Raw genomic sequence first — 16,979 nt, 5'->3', positions numbered from 1 at the left:
GCCGCTACGCCGATGGTTCAATGGAGCGCTGTGCCGGGAGTTCGTCGATGCAAACCGTTTACACCGTGCTGATCCTGCTGCTGACCGTAGGGGGGACGCGGCTCGCCGCGCAGCTGATCCCGCTGCCGTTGCCATTGATCCAGATCGCCGCCGGCGCAGCGCTGGCCTGGCCGAGCCTGGGCCTGCACGTGGCACTGGACCCCGAGCTCTTCATGTTCCTGTTCATCCCGCCGCTGCTGTTCGTCGACGGCTGGCGCATGCCCAAGGGCGAGTTCTGGAAGATGCGCGGGCCGATCCTGGCCCTGGCGTTCGCCCTGGTGTTGATCACGGTGGTGGTCGGTGGCGCCTTCATCCATCTGCTGATCCCGGAGATTCCCTGGGCCGCGGCCTTCGCCCTGGCGGCGGTGCTGTCGCCCACCGACGCGCTGGCGGTTTCGGCCATCGCCCAGAATCGCCTGCCCAGACGCCTGATGCATGTCCTCCAGGGCGAGGCGCTGATGAATGACGCCTCGGGTCTGGTGGCCTTCAAGTTCGCCATCGCCGCGGCAATGACGGGAACCTTCTCGCTGATGGACGCCAGCCTGTCGTTCCTGTTGGTGGCGTTGGGCGGCCTGGCCTGCGGGGTGCTGCTGAGCTGGCTGCTGGGGCGCATCCGTGGCTGGATGATCCGACGTGGCTGGGATGATCCTGCGACCCATGTGGTGCTGATGCTGCTGTTGCCGTTCGCTTCCTACATGGTCGCCGAGGAGGTGGGCGTCTCCGGCATCCTTGCCGCGGTGGCGGCCGGCATGATGCAGAGCTGGGTCGATCTGCTGCCACGGCAGACCAACACCCGGCTGCTCAACCGCAGCGTGTGGTCGATGCTGGAATTCGCCTTCAACGGCGTCGTGTTCCTTCTGCTCGGCCTGCAGTTGCCCGACATCCTCAAGTCGGTGGCGCACCACTCCGACGACATGCTCTGGCGCTCGTCGCTGCTGCTGTTCTATGTGCTGGCGGTCTTCGCGGCGTTGCTGGTGCTGCGTTTCGCCTGGGTCTGGTGCTACTGGAAGGTTTCGGTGCGTTTCGAACGCTGGTGGGGTGTCGAACTGGGCGGGCGGCCGGGTGAGCCGACCTTGCGCCTGTCGGCGATTTCCGCACTGGGCGGGGTGCGCGGGGCGGTAACCCTGGCGGGGGTGCTCTCGGTGCCCTTGCTGCTGGGGGACGGTTCGCCGTTTCCGCAGCGTGACCTGATCATTTTCATTGCCGCCGGGGTGATCCTGATTTCACTGCTGGCGGCGACCATCGGCCTGCCGATCCTGCTGCGCGGACTGCCTGCGGCGAGCAATGACCGGCGTGAGCTGGAAGTGCAGCAGGTGTGGCGCAAGACCGCCGCGGCGGCGATCCACATGCTGGAAAACGAGGAGTTGCCGGTCAAGGAAAGCACCGACGCCGAAGAGACAGCGCGGCTGGCGGAGGTGAAGGCGAAGCTCATGGCCGAGTACCGACACGAGCTGGATCCGGCCCCGGACAGCCTGGAAGCCCGCGAGCGCGCCCGTGCCCTGGAGCTGGCCGATCAGGCGCTGCGCATCAAGGCGCTGCGGGCCCAGCGCCTGGAGCTGTACCGGATGCGCCGGGAGCATGAGATCGACGATGAAATCCTGCGCGGAGTGCTGGGGGAGCTGGATAACCAGGAGGCCTGGGTGACCAGCAAGGCGGGGCGCTGGGTGTAGCGCGTATAACGCACCGCGTCATACGCCGTTTGACCCTGGTTTCAGCGCGCTCCGAACTCGGCCTTGGAGCCGGCAAAGCGTCACGGTCTATCGGCGTACAACCGCGAACGGTTGTACGCCCTGCGATCAGAGGCCTTGCACGTAGCGCTTGATGCGCTCGGCCGCTTCCACGCATTCCGCCAGCGGAGCCACCAGTGCCATGCGCACACGGTTGGCGCCGGGGTTCTCGCCGTTCACTTCGCGGGACAGGTACGAACCCGGCACCACGGTGACGTGCTGCGCATCGAACAGGCCACGGCAGAACTCGGTGTCGGCGATCGGCGTCTTCGCCCACAGGTAGAAGCTGCCGTCCGGGCGCTGCACGTCGAGCACACCGGAGAGGATGTCCAGCACGGCGTCGAATTTCTCGCGGTACATGTCGCGGTTGGCCCGCACGTGGTCCTCATCCTTCCAGGCGGCGACGCTGGCGAGCTGGGTCTGCACCGGCATGGCGCAGCCGTGGTAGGTGCGGTACAGCAGGAATTTCTTCAGCACTTCGGCGTCGCCGGCAACGAAGCCCGAGCGCAGGCCCGGCAGGTTCGAACGCTTGGACAGGCTGTGGAACACCACGCAGCGCTTGAAGTCCGAGCGGCCGAGTTCGGCACAGGCGGTCAGCAGGCCGGCCGGCGGGTTCTGTTCGTCGAAGTACAGCTCGCTGTAGCACTCGTCGGCGGCGATCACGAAGTCGTGCTCGTCGGCCAGGGCGATCAGCTTCTTCAGGGTTTCCAACGGCACCAGCGCGCCAGTGGGATTGCCCGGCGAGCAGAGGAAGAGAATCTGGCAGCGTGCCCAGACCTCGGCCGGCACGGCGTCGAAGTCCGGGTTGAAGCCATTGGCTTCCCGGCAGGGCAGGTAGTGCGGTTCGGCGCCGGCGAGCAGGGCTGCGCCTTCGTAGATCTGGTAGAACGGGTTCGGGCTGATCACCAGGCCCTTGGCGTTGCGGTCAACCACGGTCTGGGTGAAGGCGAACAGCGCTTCACGGGTGCCGTTCACCGGCAGCACATGGCGCGCGGCGTCCAGCCAGCCGGCCGGCACCTTGAAGCGGCGCTCGCACCAGGCGGCGATGGCTTCGCGCAGGGCGGGGATACCCAGGGTGGTCGGGTAGACGGCCAACTGGTCGAGGCTCTCGGCCAAGGCCTTGGCGACGAAGTCCGGCGAGCGGTGCTTGGGTTCGCCAATGGACAGCGCGATCGGCTTGAGATCCGCCGGCGGCTGGGCACCGGCCAGCAGGGCGCGGAGCTTCTCGAAGGGGTAGGGCTGGAGCGAGTCGAGGGCAGGATTCATGGGCAAGGCTCTTTCTTTCTAAATGCTGACTAAATGCTGATGCGCACCGGCATGGTCTGCTGGCCGCCGTCGGAGAGGATGTCGACCAGGGCGGTCTGGATGCGCTTGCACAGCTCGGGGTCGGAAAGCGGCTGGTTATTCGCATCGGTGACGAAGAACACGTCTTCCACGCGTTCGCCCAGGGTGGCGATCTTTGCGTTCTGCACCGACAGGTCGAAGTCGAGGAACAGACCGCCGATGCGCGCCAGCAGACCGGGGCGGTCCGGCGCGATGACTTCCAGCACGCTGACCTGGCGGGCGGCGTCGGTGGATATGGTCACCTGCGGGGCGAAGGCAAAGTGCTTGAGCTGGCGCGGTACTCGGCGCTGGATGATGGTCGGGTATTCGTCCGGGTCCTTCAGTGCATAGACGAGGCCTTCGCGAATTTCCGCGACACGGGCGGGATTGTCGCCAATCGAGCCGCCATCGGCGTCGAGCACAATGTAGGTGTCGAGGGTGAACAGGCTGGTGGAGGTGATGATCCGCGCATCCTGAATGTTCAGGTTGAGCTGGTCCATCGCCGCCACGGTCACCGCGAAGAAGTCGTGCTGGTCGGCGGCGTAGATGAAGATCTGGGTGCCGCCCTCGAACTCGCGCTGGGCGGTTTCCTTGATCAGCACCAGCGGTGTGCCGTCGTCCGGGTGCTGGAGGATGGCCTCGGTATGCCAGGCCACATCGGCGGCGGTGTGGCGCAGGAAGTAGTCGTCGCCCAGCTGGCTCCAGAGCTGCTCGGCGTCGTCCTGGTCGATGCCGCCGCGTACCAGGATGTCGATCGCCGCGCTCTGCGTCTGGCGAATCTGCTCCTCGCGGTCCACCGGGTTCTCCAGGCCGCGGCGCAGCGCGCGCTTGGTCTCGGTGTAGAGCTGGCGCAGCAGGCTGGCGCGCCAGGAGTTCCACAGCGTCGGGTTGGTGGCGTTGATGTCGGCCACGGTGAGCACGTAGAGGTAGTCCAGGTACGTCTGGTTGCCCATCAGCTGGGCGAAGTCGTAGATCACCTGCGGGTCCGACAGGTCCTTGCGCTGGGCCGTGGTGGACATGATCAGGTGGTTCTGCACCAGCCAGGACACCAGGCTGGTGTCCCACGGCGGCAGCTGGTGGCGCTGGCAGAAGTGCTCGGCATCCACCGCACCCAGTTCCGAGTGGTCGCCGCCGCGACCCTTGGCGATGTCGTGGTAGAGGCCGGCAATGTAGATCAGCTCGGGCTTGGGCAGGCGTTCCATGATCTTGCTGGCCAGCGGGTACTTCTCCGCCATGTCCGGGCGGCGCAGCTTGCGCAGGTGCTTGATCAGGTTGAGGGTGTGGGCGTCCACCGTATAGATGTGGAACAGGTCGTGCTGCATCTGCCCGACGATCAGGCCGAACTCCGGCAGGTAGCGGCCGAGGATGCCGTAGCGGTTCATCCGCCGCAGGTTGCGGTGGATGCCTTCCTTGCACTTGAACAGTTCGATGAACAGGCTGGTGTTGCGGATGTCGTGGCGGAAGTCGTCGTCGATCAGGTGCCGGCTGTCGCGCAGCAGGCGGATGGTGTCGGCGCGCACGCCCTTGATCTCCGGATGCTGGGCCAGTAGCACGAAGATTTCCAGCAGGGCGAAGGGCGTGCGCTTGAAGACGTTGGCGTGGGTGACTTCCAGGTAGCCGTCGCGTAGTTGGAAGCGGCTGTTGAGCGGCTGGATCTGGCCGTTCTCGCCGGCGCGCAGGATCACTTCCTCGAAGTGCTGCATGATCAGGTCGTTCAGCTCGGAAACCGCCATCACTACGCGGTAGTACTTCTGCATGAAGCGTTCGACCGCCAGTTTGGCGTCGTTGCCTTCATAGCCGAGCATCCCGGCAATGCGCCGCTGGTGGTCGAACAGCAGGCGGTCCTCGGCGCGGCCGGCGAGCATGTGCAGGGCGTAGCGGACCTTCCAGAGGAATTCCTGGCTGGAGGCGAGCACGCTGCATTCGCTTTCCACCAGGAAGCCTTCGCGCACCAGGGCGTGCAGGTTGAGGCTGCCGAAATGGCGGCGGGCGACCCAGAGCAGGGTCTGAATGTCGCGCAGGCCGCCGGGCGAGCCCTTCACGTTGGGCTCGAGGTTGTATTCGGTGTCGTTGTATTTGGTGTGGCGGTGAATCTGTTCCTTGCGCTTGGCCAGGTAAAACTGCCCGCTCGGCCACATCTGCTTCGCGCTGGTGGCCTCGAGCATGCGCTGGCGCAGGGCGTCCGGACCGGAAATGGTCCGGCACTCCATCAGGTTGGTGACTATCGTCAGGTCGGCGCGGGCCTCGTCGGCACATTCGGCCACCGAGCGCACGCTCTGGCCGACTTCCAGGCCGATGTCCCAGAGCAGGGTGAGGAAGCCTTCGATGGCTTCGCGGAAGCTTTCCTGGTCCTCGCTATTGAGCAGGATCAGCAGGTCGATGTCCGAGTGCGGGTGCAGTTCGCCGCGCCCATAGCCGCCCACGGCGACCAGCGCGATATCGGCGGCGTCGCCCCAACTGAAGCGGCTCCAGGCCTGCTGCAGGATCTGGTCGACGAACCAGGCGCGGTCTTCGATCAGTCGGCGGATGTCGCGGCCGCCGTTGAAGCGGGCGTCGAGTACCTCGTTGGCCTGACGAATGGCCTTCTTGAACGCAGCAATAGGGCTGGATTTGAGGGCCAGTTCCGCCTGGAACTGCCCACGGTCGAACAACTCGGGGTCCACCTGCGGCATGGCGGCCTTCCTGATTCAGGGATTGAGGGAGGGCAGGGGCAAGATGTGCGACGGGCCTGGCGCGTGGCGCCGGGCCCGGACATGCCGGGCCGGGATTTGTATGTTCTACCCAGCCGTCGGCAAGATTGCAAACCGCACAAAATCAGCTGCGCGTCGGCATAACTGCGTTAAAAACAGGCTCGGACTGCTCATTTACCCTCCGCGTCCTCGCCTGTTTGATTCGCTGGCGCTTACCCTTCGGGCCAGCCTGCGGCTGTTACTCCCATTGGTCGTTGCGCCTTGTTCTGCTCTAGCTCGCAAGATTTTGAACAGCCATTCAGGCCGGGGTGCGCGGGAAGCTTTCGTCGTTACGCAGGGTCAGGATCTCATAGCCATCGGCGGTGACCAGCACGGTGTGCTCCCACTGCGCGGACAGCTTGCGGTCCTTGGTGATGGCGGTCCAGCCGTCGCCCAGCAGGCGGGTTTCCGGGCGGCCCTGGTTGATCATCGGCTCGATGGTGAAGATCATGCCTTCCTTGAGCTCCAGGCCAGTGCCGGCGCGGCCGTAGTGCAGCACCTGGGGCTCTTCGTGGAAGACCTTGCCGATGCCATGGCCGCAGTACTCGCGCACCACGGAGAAGCCGTTCTTCTCGGCGTACTTCTGGATCACCTCGCCGATGTCGCCCAGGCGCGCGCCCGGCTTGACCACGGCGATGCCCTTGTACATGCATTCCTGGGTGATCTGGCAGAGACGATCAGCCCATTCCGGGGTCTTGCCGACCAGGAACATCTTGCTGGTGTCGCCGTGGTAGCCGTCCTTGATCACGGTGATATCGAGGTTGACGATATCGCCTTCCTTGAGCGGCTTGTCGTTGGGAATGCCGTGGCACACCACGTGGTTGATCGAGGTGCAGATCGACTTGGGGAAGCCTTTGTAGTTCAGCGGCGCCGGAATGGCCTTCTGCACGTTGACGATGTAGTCGTGGCAGATGCGGTCCAGTTCGTCGGTGGTGACCCCGGGCTTGACGTGCTCGCCGATCATTTCCAGCACTTCGGCGGCCAGACGGCCGGCGACGCGCATTTTCTCGATGTCTTCGGGCGTCTTGATGGTGACGGTCATGCGAATTCTCTTGAGGCGCTGCGATCGCGCGGATAATGAGATGAATGCGCAAGTCTACCAGACCTTGGGCCTTCCTTTTAAGGGCGGGACGGGATGCCGGATATCTGTTCGGGTTTCGCTGGGGCCGAGGTTGTGGTATAAAGCGCCCCGCTTCGAAGGCTACGGCCGTTTCGAGGCATAAACCCACACATGCATCGACACGATGGCCTGGGTGCCTTTCGACTGGTTCGGAGGGTTGGCCGTTGGGATGCATGGAGGCCTAACCCGACTTATCGAGGAACTATCATGTCCCAAGTCAATATGCGCGATATGCTGAAGGCCGGTGTGCACTTCGGCCACCAGACCCGTTACTGGAACCCGAAAATGGGCAAGTTCATTTTCGGCGCGCGTAACAAGATCCACATCATCAACCTCGAAAAAACCCTGCCGATGTTCAACGAGGCCCTGACCTTCGTTGAGCGCCTGGCCCAGGGCAAGAACAAGATCCTGTTCGTCGGCACCAAGCGTTCCGCCGGCAAGATCGTTCGCGAAGAAGCTGCCCGTTGCGGCATGCCGTACGTCGACCACCGTTGGCTGGGCGGCATGCTCACCAACTACAAGACCATCCGTCAGTCGATCAAGCGCCTGCGCGAGCTGGAAACCCAGTCCCAGGACGGCACCTTCGCCAAGCTGACCAAGAAAGAAGCCCTGATGCGCACCCGTGATCTGGAAAAACTGGATCGCAGCCTGGGTGGTATCAAGGACATGGGCGGCCTGCCGGACGCTCTGTTCGTGATCGACGTCGACCACGAGCGCATCGCCATCACCGAAGCCAACAAGCTGGGCATCCCGGTCATCGGCATCGTCGATACCAACAGCAGCCCGGAAGGCGTTGACTATGTTATCCCGGGCAACGACGACGCCATCCGCGCCGTTCAGCTGTACCTGGGTTCCATGGCCGAAGCCGTTCTGCGTGGTAAGCAGAACGCCACTGGCGGTGCTGACGAGTTCGTAGAAGAAGCGCCGGCCGAATCCGCCGAAGGCTGATTCCAGGACGTCCAGACGTCCTACGGTGCGCAGGAAGGGGGCTAGGCCCCCTTTTTGCCACCCTGTAAATTCCGCCCGGGCAGCCGGGCGATCTGGTTTTGAGAGCAACTCAAGAGGATTTCGAAATGGCAGAAATTACTGCAGCACTGGTCAAGGAACTGCGTGAGCGTACCGGCCAGGGCATGATGGAGTGCAAGAAGGCCCTGGTAGCCGCCGAAGGCGATATCGAGAAGGCCATCGACGACATGCGCGCTTCCGGCGCCATCAAGGCTGCCAAGAAGGCTGGCAACATCGCCGCCGAAGGCTCCATCGCCGTTAAAGTGGCTGATGACGCCAAATCCGCCACCATCATCGAAGTCAACTCGCAGACCGACTTCCTGGCCCTGCAGGACGACTTCAAAGGCTTCGTGGCTGCCAGCCTGGACAAGGCTGTTGCCCAGAAGCTGACCGACGCCGCTCCGCTGATCGCTGAACAAGAGCCGGCCCGTGAAGCTCTGGTCGCCAAGTGCGGCGAAAACGTCAACATCCGTCGTCTGGCTCGCGCCGAAGGTGACGTGGTTGGCGCCTACCTGCACGGCCATCGCATCGGCGTTCTGGTCACCCTGAAGGGTGGCAACGCTGACCTGGCTCGCGACATCGCCATGCACATCGCTGCCAGCAACCCGCAGTTCCTGGATCCGTCGCAGGTTTCCGAAGAAGCCGTTGCCAAAGAGAAGGAAATTTTCCTCGCTCTGAACGCCGACAAGATCGCCGGCAAGCCGGAAAACATCGTCGAGAACATGGTCAAAGGCCGTATCTCGAAGTTCCTGGCCGAAGCTAGCCTGGTCGAGCAAGCGTTCGTCAAGGATCCGGAAGTCAAGGTCGGTGATCTGGCCAAGAAAGCCGGCGCCGAAATCGTTTCCTTCATTCGTTATGAAGTAGGCGAAGGCATCGAGAAAGTCGAAGCTGACTTCGCTGCCGAGGTTGCTGCTCAAGTAGCCGCTTCCAAGCAGTAATAGACGGTCTCACGACTGTCGCCCCGCAAGAGGCTGCCCGCTAACGCGCGCGGCCTCTTTGCCAAACTGGGGAAGCCAAATGGGGCGGTTTCCGCGGCGCAGGCCCACTCGGTGGGTTAACGGCGTCGTAAGCGTGGCGGGTCCATGCTTCCACACTAAGGCGCCGTGGGCGCCAAGCATTCAATCGCCGCAGGAGAAATAGGTCATGGCTCAGCAGCTGAGCGCTCGTCAACCTCGCTATAAACGCATTCTTCTAAAACTGAGCGGCGAAGCCCTGATGGGGTCCGAGGAATTCGGTATCGACCCCAAGGTGCTCGATCGGATGGCCCTGGAAATCGGCCAGCTTGTGGGTATCGGTGTCCAGGTCGGCCTGGTCATCGGCGGTGGCAACCTGTTCCGTGGCGCGGCGCTGTCCGCGGCCGGCATGGATCGCGTCACCGGCGACCACATGGGCATGCTGGCTACCGTGATGAACGGCCTGGCCATGCGTGATGCGCTGGAGCGCTCCAACATCACCGCCATCGTCATGTCGGCCATTTCCATGGTGGGTGTCACCGATCATTACGACCGCCGCAAGGCCATGCGCCATCTGAACAGCGGTGAGGTCGTGATTTTCTCCGCCGGTACCGGCAACCCGTTCTTCACCACTGACTCCGCCGCCTGCCTGCGCGCCATTGAAATAGATGCTGACGTAGTGCTGAAGGCGACCAAGGTGGACGGCGTGTACACTGCCGACCCGTTCAAGGACCCGAATGCCGAGAAATTCGAACGTCTGACGTACGATGAAGTGCTCGATCGCAAGCTGGGTGTGATGGACCTTACCGCCATCTGCCTGTGCCGGGACCAGAAAATGCCGCTGCGTGTGTTCAACATGAACAAGCCCGGCGCGCTGCTGAATATTGTTGTAGGTGGTGCTGAAGGCACCCTGATCGAGGAGGATTGAGATGATCAACGAGATCAAGAAGGAAGCTCAGGATCGCATGGGCAAAACCCTGGAAGCCCTGGGGCATGCCTTCGCCAAGATTCGTACCGGCCGTGCTCACCCGAGCATCCTGGATAGCGTCATGGTGTCCTACTACGGTTCCGACACCCCGCTGCGCCAGGTCGCCAACATCACCGTGGAAGACTCCCGCACCCTGGCCTTGAGCGTGTTCGACAAGAGCATGATTCAGGCGGTCGAGAAGGCCATCATGACCTCCGACCTGGGCCTGAACCCGGCGACCGCCGGCACCACCATCCGTGTGCCGATGCCGGCCCTGACCGAAGAAACCCGCAAGGGCTTCACCAAGCAGGCTCGCGCCGAGGCCGAGCAGGCTCGTGTATCCGTGCGTAACATCCGCCGCGATGCCCTGGCTCAGCTCAAGGACCTGCAGAAAGAGAAGGAAATCAGCGAGGACGACGAGCGTCGCGCCGGTGATGACATCCAGAAGATCACCGACAAGTTCGTCGCCGATATCGAAAAGGCCCTCGAGGCCAAGGAAGCGGATCTGATGGCCGTCTGACGGCCGGGCTCTCGTCATGGAAAAGACCAAGCAGGTGACGCCTGTGCCCCGGCACGTGGCAATCATCATGGACGGCAACAACCGCTGGGCGAAAAAGCGCCTGATGCCCGGTGTCGCCGGGCATAAAGCGGGTGTGGATGCCGTCCGCGCGGTGATCAAGACCTGCGCCGAAGCGGGCGTCGAAGTACTGACCCTGTTCGCCTTCTCCAGCGAGAACTGGCAGCGCCCGGCCGATGAGGTCGGTGCGCTGATGGAGCTGTTCCTCATGGCCCTGCGCCGTGAGGTGCGCAAGCTCAGCGCCAATGGCATCCGCCTGCGCATCATCGGGGACCGCAGCCGTTTTGCCCCTGAGTTGCAGACGGCGATGCGCGAGGCGGAAAGCCTGACGGCCAATGGCACCACCATGCTGTTGCAGGTGGCGGCCAACTATGGTGGCCAGTGGGACATTACCCAGGCCGCCCAGCGCCTCGCTCGGGAAGTGCAGGCCGGTCACCTGGCGCCGGACGAGATCACCCCGGAGCTGATCCAGGGCTGTCTGTCCACGGGCGACCAGCCGTTGCCGGACCTGTGCATCCGCACCGGCGGCGAGCACCGCATCAGCAACTTCCTTCTCTGGCAGCTGGCGTATGCCGAGCTGTATTTCTCCGATCTCTACTGGCCCGACTTCAAGCGCGAGGCCATGCAGGCCGCGCTGGTCGACTACGCATCTCGTCAGCGTCGCTTCGGCAAGACCAGCGAGCAGGTCGAGGCCGAGGCTCCCCCGACATGTTGAAACAACGAATCATCACGGCGCTGATCCTGTTGCCGGTCGCGCTGGGTGGTTTCTTCCTCCTCGATGGTGCGGCGTTCTCGCTGTTCATCGGTCTGGTGGTCAGTGTCGGCGCCTGGGAATGGGCGCGTCTGGCTGGATACAACGAGCAGTCCGCGCGGTTTGGCTACGCCGCCGTAGTGGCTGCGCTGATGCTCATCCTGTCCTGGCTGCCGCAGTTGGCCGGGGCGGTGCTGGTACTGGCGCTGCTCTGGTGGTTGCTGGCGACCGTCATGGTGCTGACCTACCCCGATAGCGCGTCGAGCTGGGGTGGCCGCTGGCGGCGCCTGCTGATCGGCCTGTTGATCCTGGTGCCGGCTTGGCAGGGGCTGGTGCTGCTCAAGCAGTGGCCGCTGGCCAACTGGCTGATCGTCGCCGTGATGGTGCTGGTCTGGGCCGCTGATATTGGCGCCTATTTCTCCGGCAAGGCCTTTGGCAAGCGCAAGCTGGCGCCACGGGTCAGTCCGGGCAAGAGCTGGGAAGGTTTCTATGGCGGCCTGGCGCTGAGCCTGGCGATCACCGTCGCCGTGGCGATCTATCGCGACTGGACGGTGCGTGAACTGCTGCTGGCGCTGCCCTGCGCCGCGATCGTGGTGGCGCTGTCGGTAGTGGGCGACCTCACCGAGAGCATGTTCAAGCGCCAGTCGGGCCTGAAGGATAGTAGCAACCTGCTACCGGGGCACGGTGGCGTGCTCGATCGCATCGACAGCCTGACAGCGGCGATTCCGGTATTCACCGCGCTGCTGTGGCTTGTGGGTTGGGGGACGCCGTGAGCAGTCCGCAGTGGATCAGCGTGCTGGGAGCGACGGGATCGATCGGTCTCAGCACCCTCGATGTCATCGCGCGTCACCCTGGCCGTTACCGTGTCTTCGCCCTGAGCGGCTTCTCCCGGCTTGCCGAGCTGGAAGCGCTCTGCCTGCAGCATCGTCCGCGTTTCGCCGTTGTGCCGGAGGCTGATCAGGCCCGACATCTGCAAAGCGGGTTGCTGGCGGCGGGGCTGGATACCCGAGTGCTCGTCGGCGAGGCGGGGCTGTGTGAGATCGCCAGTCATCCCGAGGTGGATGCGGTCATGGCGGCCATCGTCGGTGCCGCAGGGCTGAAGCCCACGCTGGCCGCTGTCGAGGCCGGCAAGCGAGTGCTGCTGGCCAACAAGGAGGCGCTGGTGATGTCCGGCGCCCTGTTTATGGATGCCGTTCGCGCCAGTGGCGCGGTGCTGTTGCCGATCGACAGCGAGCACAATGCGATTTTCCAGTGCATGCCCTCGGACTACTCGCGCGGTCTCGGTGAAGTCGGTGTGCGTCGGATTCTGTTGACGGCCTCTGGCGGTCCGTTCCGTGAGACGCCGCTGGAAGTGCTGTCGGACGTTTCCCCTGAGCAAGCCTGCGCCCATCCCAACTGGTCGATGGGGCGGAAGATTTCCGTCGATTCCGCCAGCATGATGAACAAGGGGCTGGAGCTGATCGAGGCCTGCTGGTTGTTCGACGCGCCGCCCTCGAAGGTCGAGGTGGTGATTCATCCGCAGAGCGTCATCCATTCCCTGGTGGATTATGTGGATGGCTCGGTGCTTGCGCAGCTCGGCAACCCGGACATGCGTACGCCCATTGCTCATGCGCTGGCCTGGCCGCAGCGGATCGACTCCGGTGTCTCGCCGCTGGACCTGTTTGCCATTGCCCGGCTGGATTTCTGTCCGCCTGACGAGCAGCGTTTCCCTTGCCTGCGCCTGGCCCGACAAGCGGCTGAAGTCGGCGGCAGCGTCCCGGCAATGCTCAATGCGGCCAACGAAGTCGCGGTGGCGGCCTTCCTTGAGCGGCGCATCCGCTTTACCGAGATCGCGGTTATCATCGAAGAGGTGCTGAACCGCGAGGCGCATGCCCCGGTCGAATCCCTCGAAACGGTGCTGGCAGCCGACCGGCTCGCACGCGGAGCCGCGCAGGCGTGGTTGCAGGAACGCGGGCGTTGACGCCCAGGAGGTAGCGATGAGCGCCCTATATATGATCGTCGGCCTGGTGGTCGCACTGGGTGTGCTGGTTACCTTCCACGAGTTCGGGCACTTCTGGGTGGCGCGCCGCTGTGGCGTGAAAGTGCTGCGTTTTTCCGTAGGTTTTGGCACCCCGCTGGTGCGCTGGCATGATCGCCAGGGCACCGAGTTCGTCGTGGCGGCTATTCCGCTGGGTGGCTACGTGAAGATGCTCGACGAGCGCGAGGGTGATGTCCCGCCGGAACTGCTCGACCAGGCCTTCAATCGCAAGTCGGTCTTCCAGCGCATCGCCATCGTCGCCGCTGGGCCCGTAGCCAATTTCCTCCTGGCGATCCTGTTCTTCTGGGTGCTGGCCATGTTGGGTAGCCAGCAGATCAAGCCCATCATCGGCTCCATCATCGCTGACAGTCCGGCTGCCTTGGGTGGCCTGGCCGCGGGGCAGGAAGTGGTGGCGGTCGACGGCAAGGCTGTGGAAGGCTGGAATGGGGTCAATCTGCAGCTGGTGCGCCGTCTCGGCGAAACCGGCGAACTGAGCGTTTCCGTGCTCGACCCGGGCTCCTCTGTTCCGGTCATTCACCAGTTGCAGCTCAAGGCCTGGCTGAAGAGCGCTGATAACCCCGATCCCATCGCCGGGTTGGGGATTCAGCCCTGGCGTCCGGCCATCGCACCGGTCCTGGCGGAGCTGGATGAGAAGGGGCCGGCCAAGGCGGCCGGGCTCAAGGTCGGGGATCGTCTGCTGAGCGTCGATGGGCAGGCGGTGGATGACTGGCAGCAGGTGGTGGACAAGGTCCGGGCGCGTCCCGAAACGCGCGTCGTGCTGGGCATCGAGCGTGACGGCCAGCGACAGGATATCGCGCTGACGTTGGCGGCGAAAGGCGAGGGCAAGGCCCGTGCCGGATACCTGGGGGCGGGTGTCTCGGGTGGTCAGTGGCCGGCGGACATGCTTCGCAAAATCAGCTACGGACCGGTGGACGCAGTCGGGGAGGCGCTCTCCCGAACCTGGTCGATGAGCCTGCTAACTCTGGATTCTCTAAAGAAAATGGTGCTCGGGCAGCTCTCGGTAAAAAACTTGAGCGGGCCGATAACCATTGCTAAAGTGGCGGGCGCTTCAGCCCAGTCGGGTGTAGGGGATTTTCTGCATTTCCTTGCCTACCTGAGCATCAGTTTGGGGGTTCTCAACCTGTTGCCGATTCCCGTCCTCGACGGCGGGCATCTGCTGTTCTACGTGGTCGAGTGGGTGCGAGGTCGCCCACTGTCGGAGCGGGTCCAGGCGTGGGGGATGCAAATTGGCATCAGCCTGGTGGTCGGGGTCATGTTGTTGGCCCTGGTCAACGATCTGAGTCGACTGTAACCCGCCATTGAATTCCGGATCTGCCGCCACCTGCGGCAGATTCTTTATTTGTCAGTTGGAATAAAAGGACTCCATGAAACGCTTTCTGCTAACCGCGGCCTTTTCCGCGCTGATGATCGCCCAGGTTCACGCCGAGTCCTTCACTGTTTCTGATATCCGGGTCAACGGCCTGCAGCGCGTGTCGGCCGGCAGCGTGTTCGCGGCACTGCCGCTGAACGTCGGCGAGCAGATCGACGATCGCCGCCTGGTCGAGGCGACCCGGTCCTTGTTCAAGACTGGATTCTTCCAGGACATCCAACTCAGCCGTGATGGCAATGTGCTGATCGTCAACGTGGTCGAGCGTCCGTCGATCTCCAGCATCGAGATCGAGGGCAACAAGGCCATCACCACCGAAGACCTGATGAAAGGTCTGAAACAGTCCGGTCTGGCCGAAGGCGAGATCTTCCAGCGTGCGACCCTCGAAGGCGTCCGTAACGAACTGCAGCGCCAGTATGTGGCCCAGGGCCGCTACTCCGCCGAGATCGAGACCGAGGTGGTGCCGCAGCCGCGCAACCGCGTCGCCCTGAAGATCACCATCAACGAAGGCACCGTGGCGGCCATCGCCCATGTCAACGTGGTGGGCAATACCGTCTTCTCCGAGGAAGACCTGACCGACCTGTTCGAACTGAAGACCACCAACTGGCTGTCCTTCTTCAAGAATGACGACAAGTATTCCCGTGAGAAGCTCTCCGGTGACCTGGAGCGCCTGCGTTCCTACTACCTGGACCGTGGCTACATCCACATGGATATCGCCTCGACCCAGGTTTCCATCACTCCGGACAAGAAGCACGTCTACATCACCGTCAACGTCAACGAAGGCGAGAAGTACACCGTTCGTGACGTGAAGCTCTCCGGCGACCTGAAAGTGCCGGAAGACGAAATCAAGAAGCTGCTGCTGGTGAAGAAAGGCCAGGTCTTCTCGCGCAAGGTGATGACCACTACCTCCGACCTGATCACCCGTCGTCTGGGTAACGAAGGCTATACCTTCGCCAACGTCAACGGCGTGCCGGAGCCCCATGACGACGACAAGACCGTCTCGATCACCTATGTGGTCGACCCGGGCAAGCGTGCCTACGTCAATCGCATCAACTTCCGTGGCAACACCAAGACCGAGGACGAAGTGCTCCGTCGCGAAATGCGCCAGATGGAAGGCGGCTGGGCTTCGACCTACCTGATCGACCAGTCCAAGCAGCGCCTGGAGCGCCTGGGCTACTTCAAGGAAGTCAACGTCGAGACCCCGGCTGTGCCCGGCACCGACGACCAGGTCGACGTGAACTACAGCGTTGAAGAGCAACCGTCCGGCTCCATCACCGCCAGTATCGGTTTCGCCCAGAGCGCCGGTCTTATCCTTGGTGGCTCGATCAGCCAGAACAACTTCCTGGGTACCGGTAACAAGGTCAGCCTCGGCCTGACCAAGTCCGACTACCAGACCCGCTACAACTTCGGCTTCGTCGACCCCTACTGGACCGTCGACGGCGTGAGCCTGGGCTACAACGCCTTCTACCGCAAGACCGACTACAGCGACCTGGATGTTGACGTTTCCAGCTACTCCGTCAACAGCTACGGCGCCGGCGTCAGCATCGGCTACCCGATCAGCGAAACCTCGCGTCTGACCTACGGCCTGACCGCGCAGAAGGACGAGATCGATACCGGCGTCTACACCGTCGACGAGATCTTCAACTTCATCCAGCAGGAAGGCGACAGCTTCACCAACTTCAAGGCGTCCATCGGCTGGTCCGAGTCGACCCTGAACAAGGGCGTGCTGGCCAACCGTGGCCACTCGCAGAGCCTGGTGCTGGAATCCACCGTTCCGGGCAGCGACCTGTCATTCTACAAGCTCGACTACCGCGGCCAGATCTTCGCTCCGCTCACCGAGAACTACACCATGCGCTTCCACACCGAGCTCGGCTACGGTGATGGCTATGGTTCCACCGACCGCCTGCCGTTCTACGAGAACTACTACGCGGGTGGCTTCAACTCGGTGCGTGGTTTCAAGGACAGCACCCTCGGTCCGCGCAGTACGCCTAGCAAGGGCACCAATCCGGGGACGGAGTACGACCCGGACCAGGACCCGCAAGCCTTTGGTGGTAGCATCCTGATCACCGGCGGCGCCGAAGTCCTGTTCCCGCTGCCGTTCGTGAAGGACCAGCGTCAGTTGCGCAGCGTGGTGTTCTGGGACGTGGGTAACGTGTTCGATGCCGACTGCCCGACTTCCACTACCCAGGGTTGCGACGGCGTCAAATTCAATGACATGGCCATGTCCGCCGGTGTGGGCCTGACCTGGATCACCGCGCTGGGCCCGCTGAGCTTCGCCCTGGCGACCCCGATCAAGAAGCCGGACAACGCCGAAACCCAGATCTTCCAGTTCTCTCTGGGGCAGACCTTCTAATTGGCCGTATCGTTGTAAAGACAACCATGCT

Annotated in this window: 13 protein-coding genes; 10 read left to right on the top strand and 3 right to left on the bottom strand. The window is 63.3% G+C overall.

The window, feature by feature from the left end; all coding sequences use genetic code 11:
- Positions 1-47: 47 nt before the first annotated feature.
- The gene (locus O6P39_RS20365) at positions 48-1,709 is read left to right on the top strand and encodes a Na+/H+ antiporter (protein WP_275608243.1); all 1,662 of its coding nucleotides are present in this window, start codon (positions 48-50) and stop codon (positions 1,707-1,709) included.
- 126 nt (positions 1,710-1,835) lie between these two features.
- Here the strand turns inward: O6P39_RS20365 and dapC are convergent, their stop codons facing one another.
- The 3 genes from dapC to map all read right to left on the bottom strand — a co-directional run bounded on the left by dapC (position 1,836) and on the right by map (position 6,860).
- On the bottom strand, positions 1,836-3,032 hold the full coding sequence (gene dapC, locus O6P39_RS20360; RefSeq protein WP_275608242.1) for a succinyldiaminopimelate transaminase: 1,197 nt from the start codon (positions 3,030-3,032) through the stop codon (positions 1,836-1,838).
- A gap of 29 nt (positions 3,033-3,061) precedes the next feature.
- Complete coding sequence (locus O6P39_RS20355) at positions 3,062-5,761, bottom strand: [protein-PII] uridylyltransferase (RefSeq protein WP_275608241.1); 2,700 nt, start codon at positions 5,759-5,761, stop codon at positions 3,062-3,064.
- A 316-nt stretch (positions 5,762-6,077) separates the two neighbouring features.
- On the bottom strand, positions 6,078-6,860 hold the full coding sequence (gene map / locus O6P39_RS20350) for a type I methionyl aminopeptidase (RefSeq protein WP_275608240.1): 783 nt from the start codon (positions 6,858-6,860) through the stop codon (positions 6,078-6,080).
- Positions 6,861-7,145: 285 nt separating this feature from the next.
- Between map and rpsB the strand changes: the two genes are divergently transcribed.
- The 9 genes from rpsB to bamA all read left to right on the top strand — a co-directional run bounded on the left by rpsB (position 7,146) and on the right by bamA (position 16,948).
- A complete protein-coding gene (gene rpsB / locus O6P39_RS20345) occupies positions 7,146-7,886 on the top strand; it encodes a 30S ribosomal protein S2 (RefSeq protein ID WP_275608239.1) in 741 nt (246 codons plus the stop codon).
- Positions 7,887-8,011: 125 nt separating this feature from the next.
- Positions 8,012-8,881, top strand: coding sequence for a translation elongation factor Ts (gene tsf / locus O6P39_RS20340; protein WP_275608238.1), 870 nt, complete (start codon positions 8,012-8,014; stop codon positions 8,879-8,881).
- Positions 8,882-9,086: 205 nt separating this feature from the next.
- Entirely contained in the window at positions 9,087-9,824 is a 738-nt protein-coding gene (gene pyrH / locus O6P39_RS20335; protein WP_207885442.1) for a UMP kinase, read from the top strand.
- 1 nt (position 9,825) lies between these two features.
- Positions 9,826-10,383, top strand: a complete 558-nt coding sequence (gene frr / locus O6P39_RS20330; RefSeq protein ID WP_152225035.1) for a ribosome recycling factor — start codon at positions 9,826-9,828, stop codon at positions 10,381-10,383.
- 16 nt (positions 10,384-10,399) lie between these two features.
- Complete coding sequence (gene uppS, locus O6P39_RS20325; protein WP_275608237.1) at positions 10,400-11,155, top strand: polyprenyl diphosphate synthase; 756 nt, start codon at positions 10,400-10,402, stop codon at positions 11,153-11,155.
- Entirely contained in the window at positions 11,149-11,964 is an 816-nt protein-coding gene (locus O6P39_RS20320; protein ID WP_275608236.1) for a phosphatidate cytidylyltransferase, read from the top strand. The genes uppS and O6P39_RS20320 overlap by 7 nt, the downstream gene beginning before the upstream one ends.
- The gene (gene ispC / locus O6P39_RS20315) at positions 11,961-13,151 is read left to right on the top strand and encodes a 1-deoxy-D-xylulose-5-phosphate reductoisomerase (protein ID WP_275608235.1); all 1,191 of its coding nucleotides are present in this window, start codon (positions 11,961-11,963) and stop codon (positions 13,149-13,151) included. Before O6P39_RS20320 ends, ispC begins: the two co-directional genes overlap by 4 nt.
- Before the next feature lie 16 nt (positions 13,152-13,167).
- Positions 13,168-14,520, top strand: coding sequence for a sigma E protease regulator RseP (gene rseP, locus O6P39_RS20310; RefSeq protein ID WP_275608234.1), 1,353 nt, complete (start codon positions 13,168-13,170; stop codon positions 14,518-14,520).
- Positions 14,521-14,593: 73 nt separating this feature from the next.
- Positions 14,594-16,948, top strand: a complete 2,355-nt coding sequence (bamA, locus tag O6P39_RS20305; RefSeq protein ID WP_275608233.1) for an outer membrane protein assembly factor BamA — start codon at positions 14,594-14,596, stop codon at positions 16,946-16,948.
- Positions 16,949-16,979: the final 31 nt, after the last annotated feature.

The sequence above is a fragment of the Pseudomonas sp. PSE14 genome (assembly GCF_029203285.1).
Lineage (GTDB): Bacteria > Pseudomonadota > Gammaproteobacteria > Pseudomonadales > Pseudomonadaceae > Pseudomonas.
This window is presented reverse-complemented; position numbering and strand designations above follow the sequence as displayed.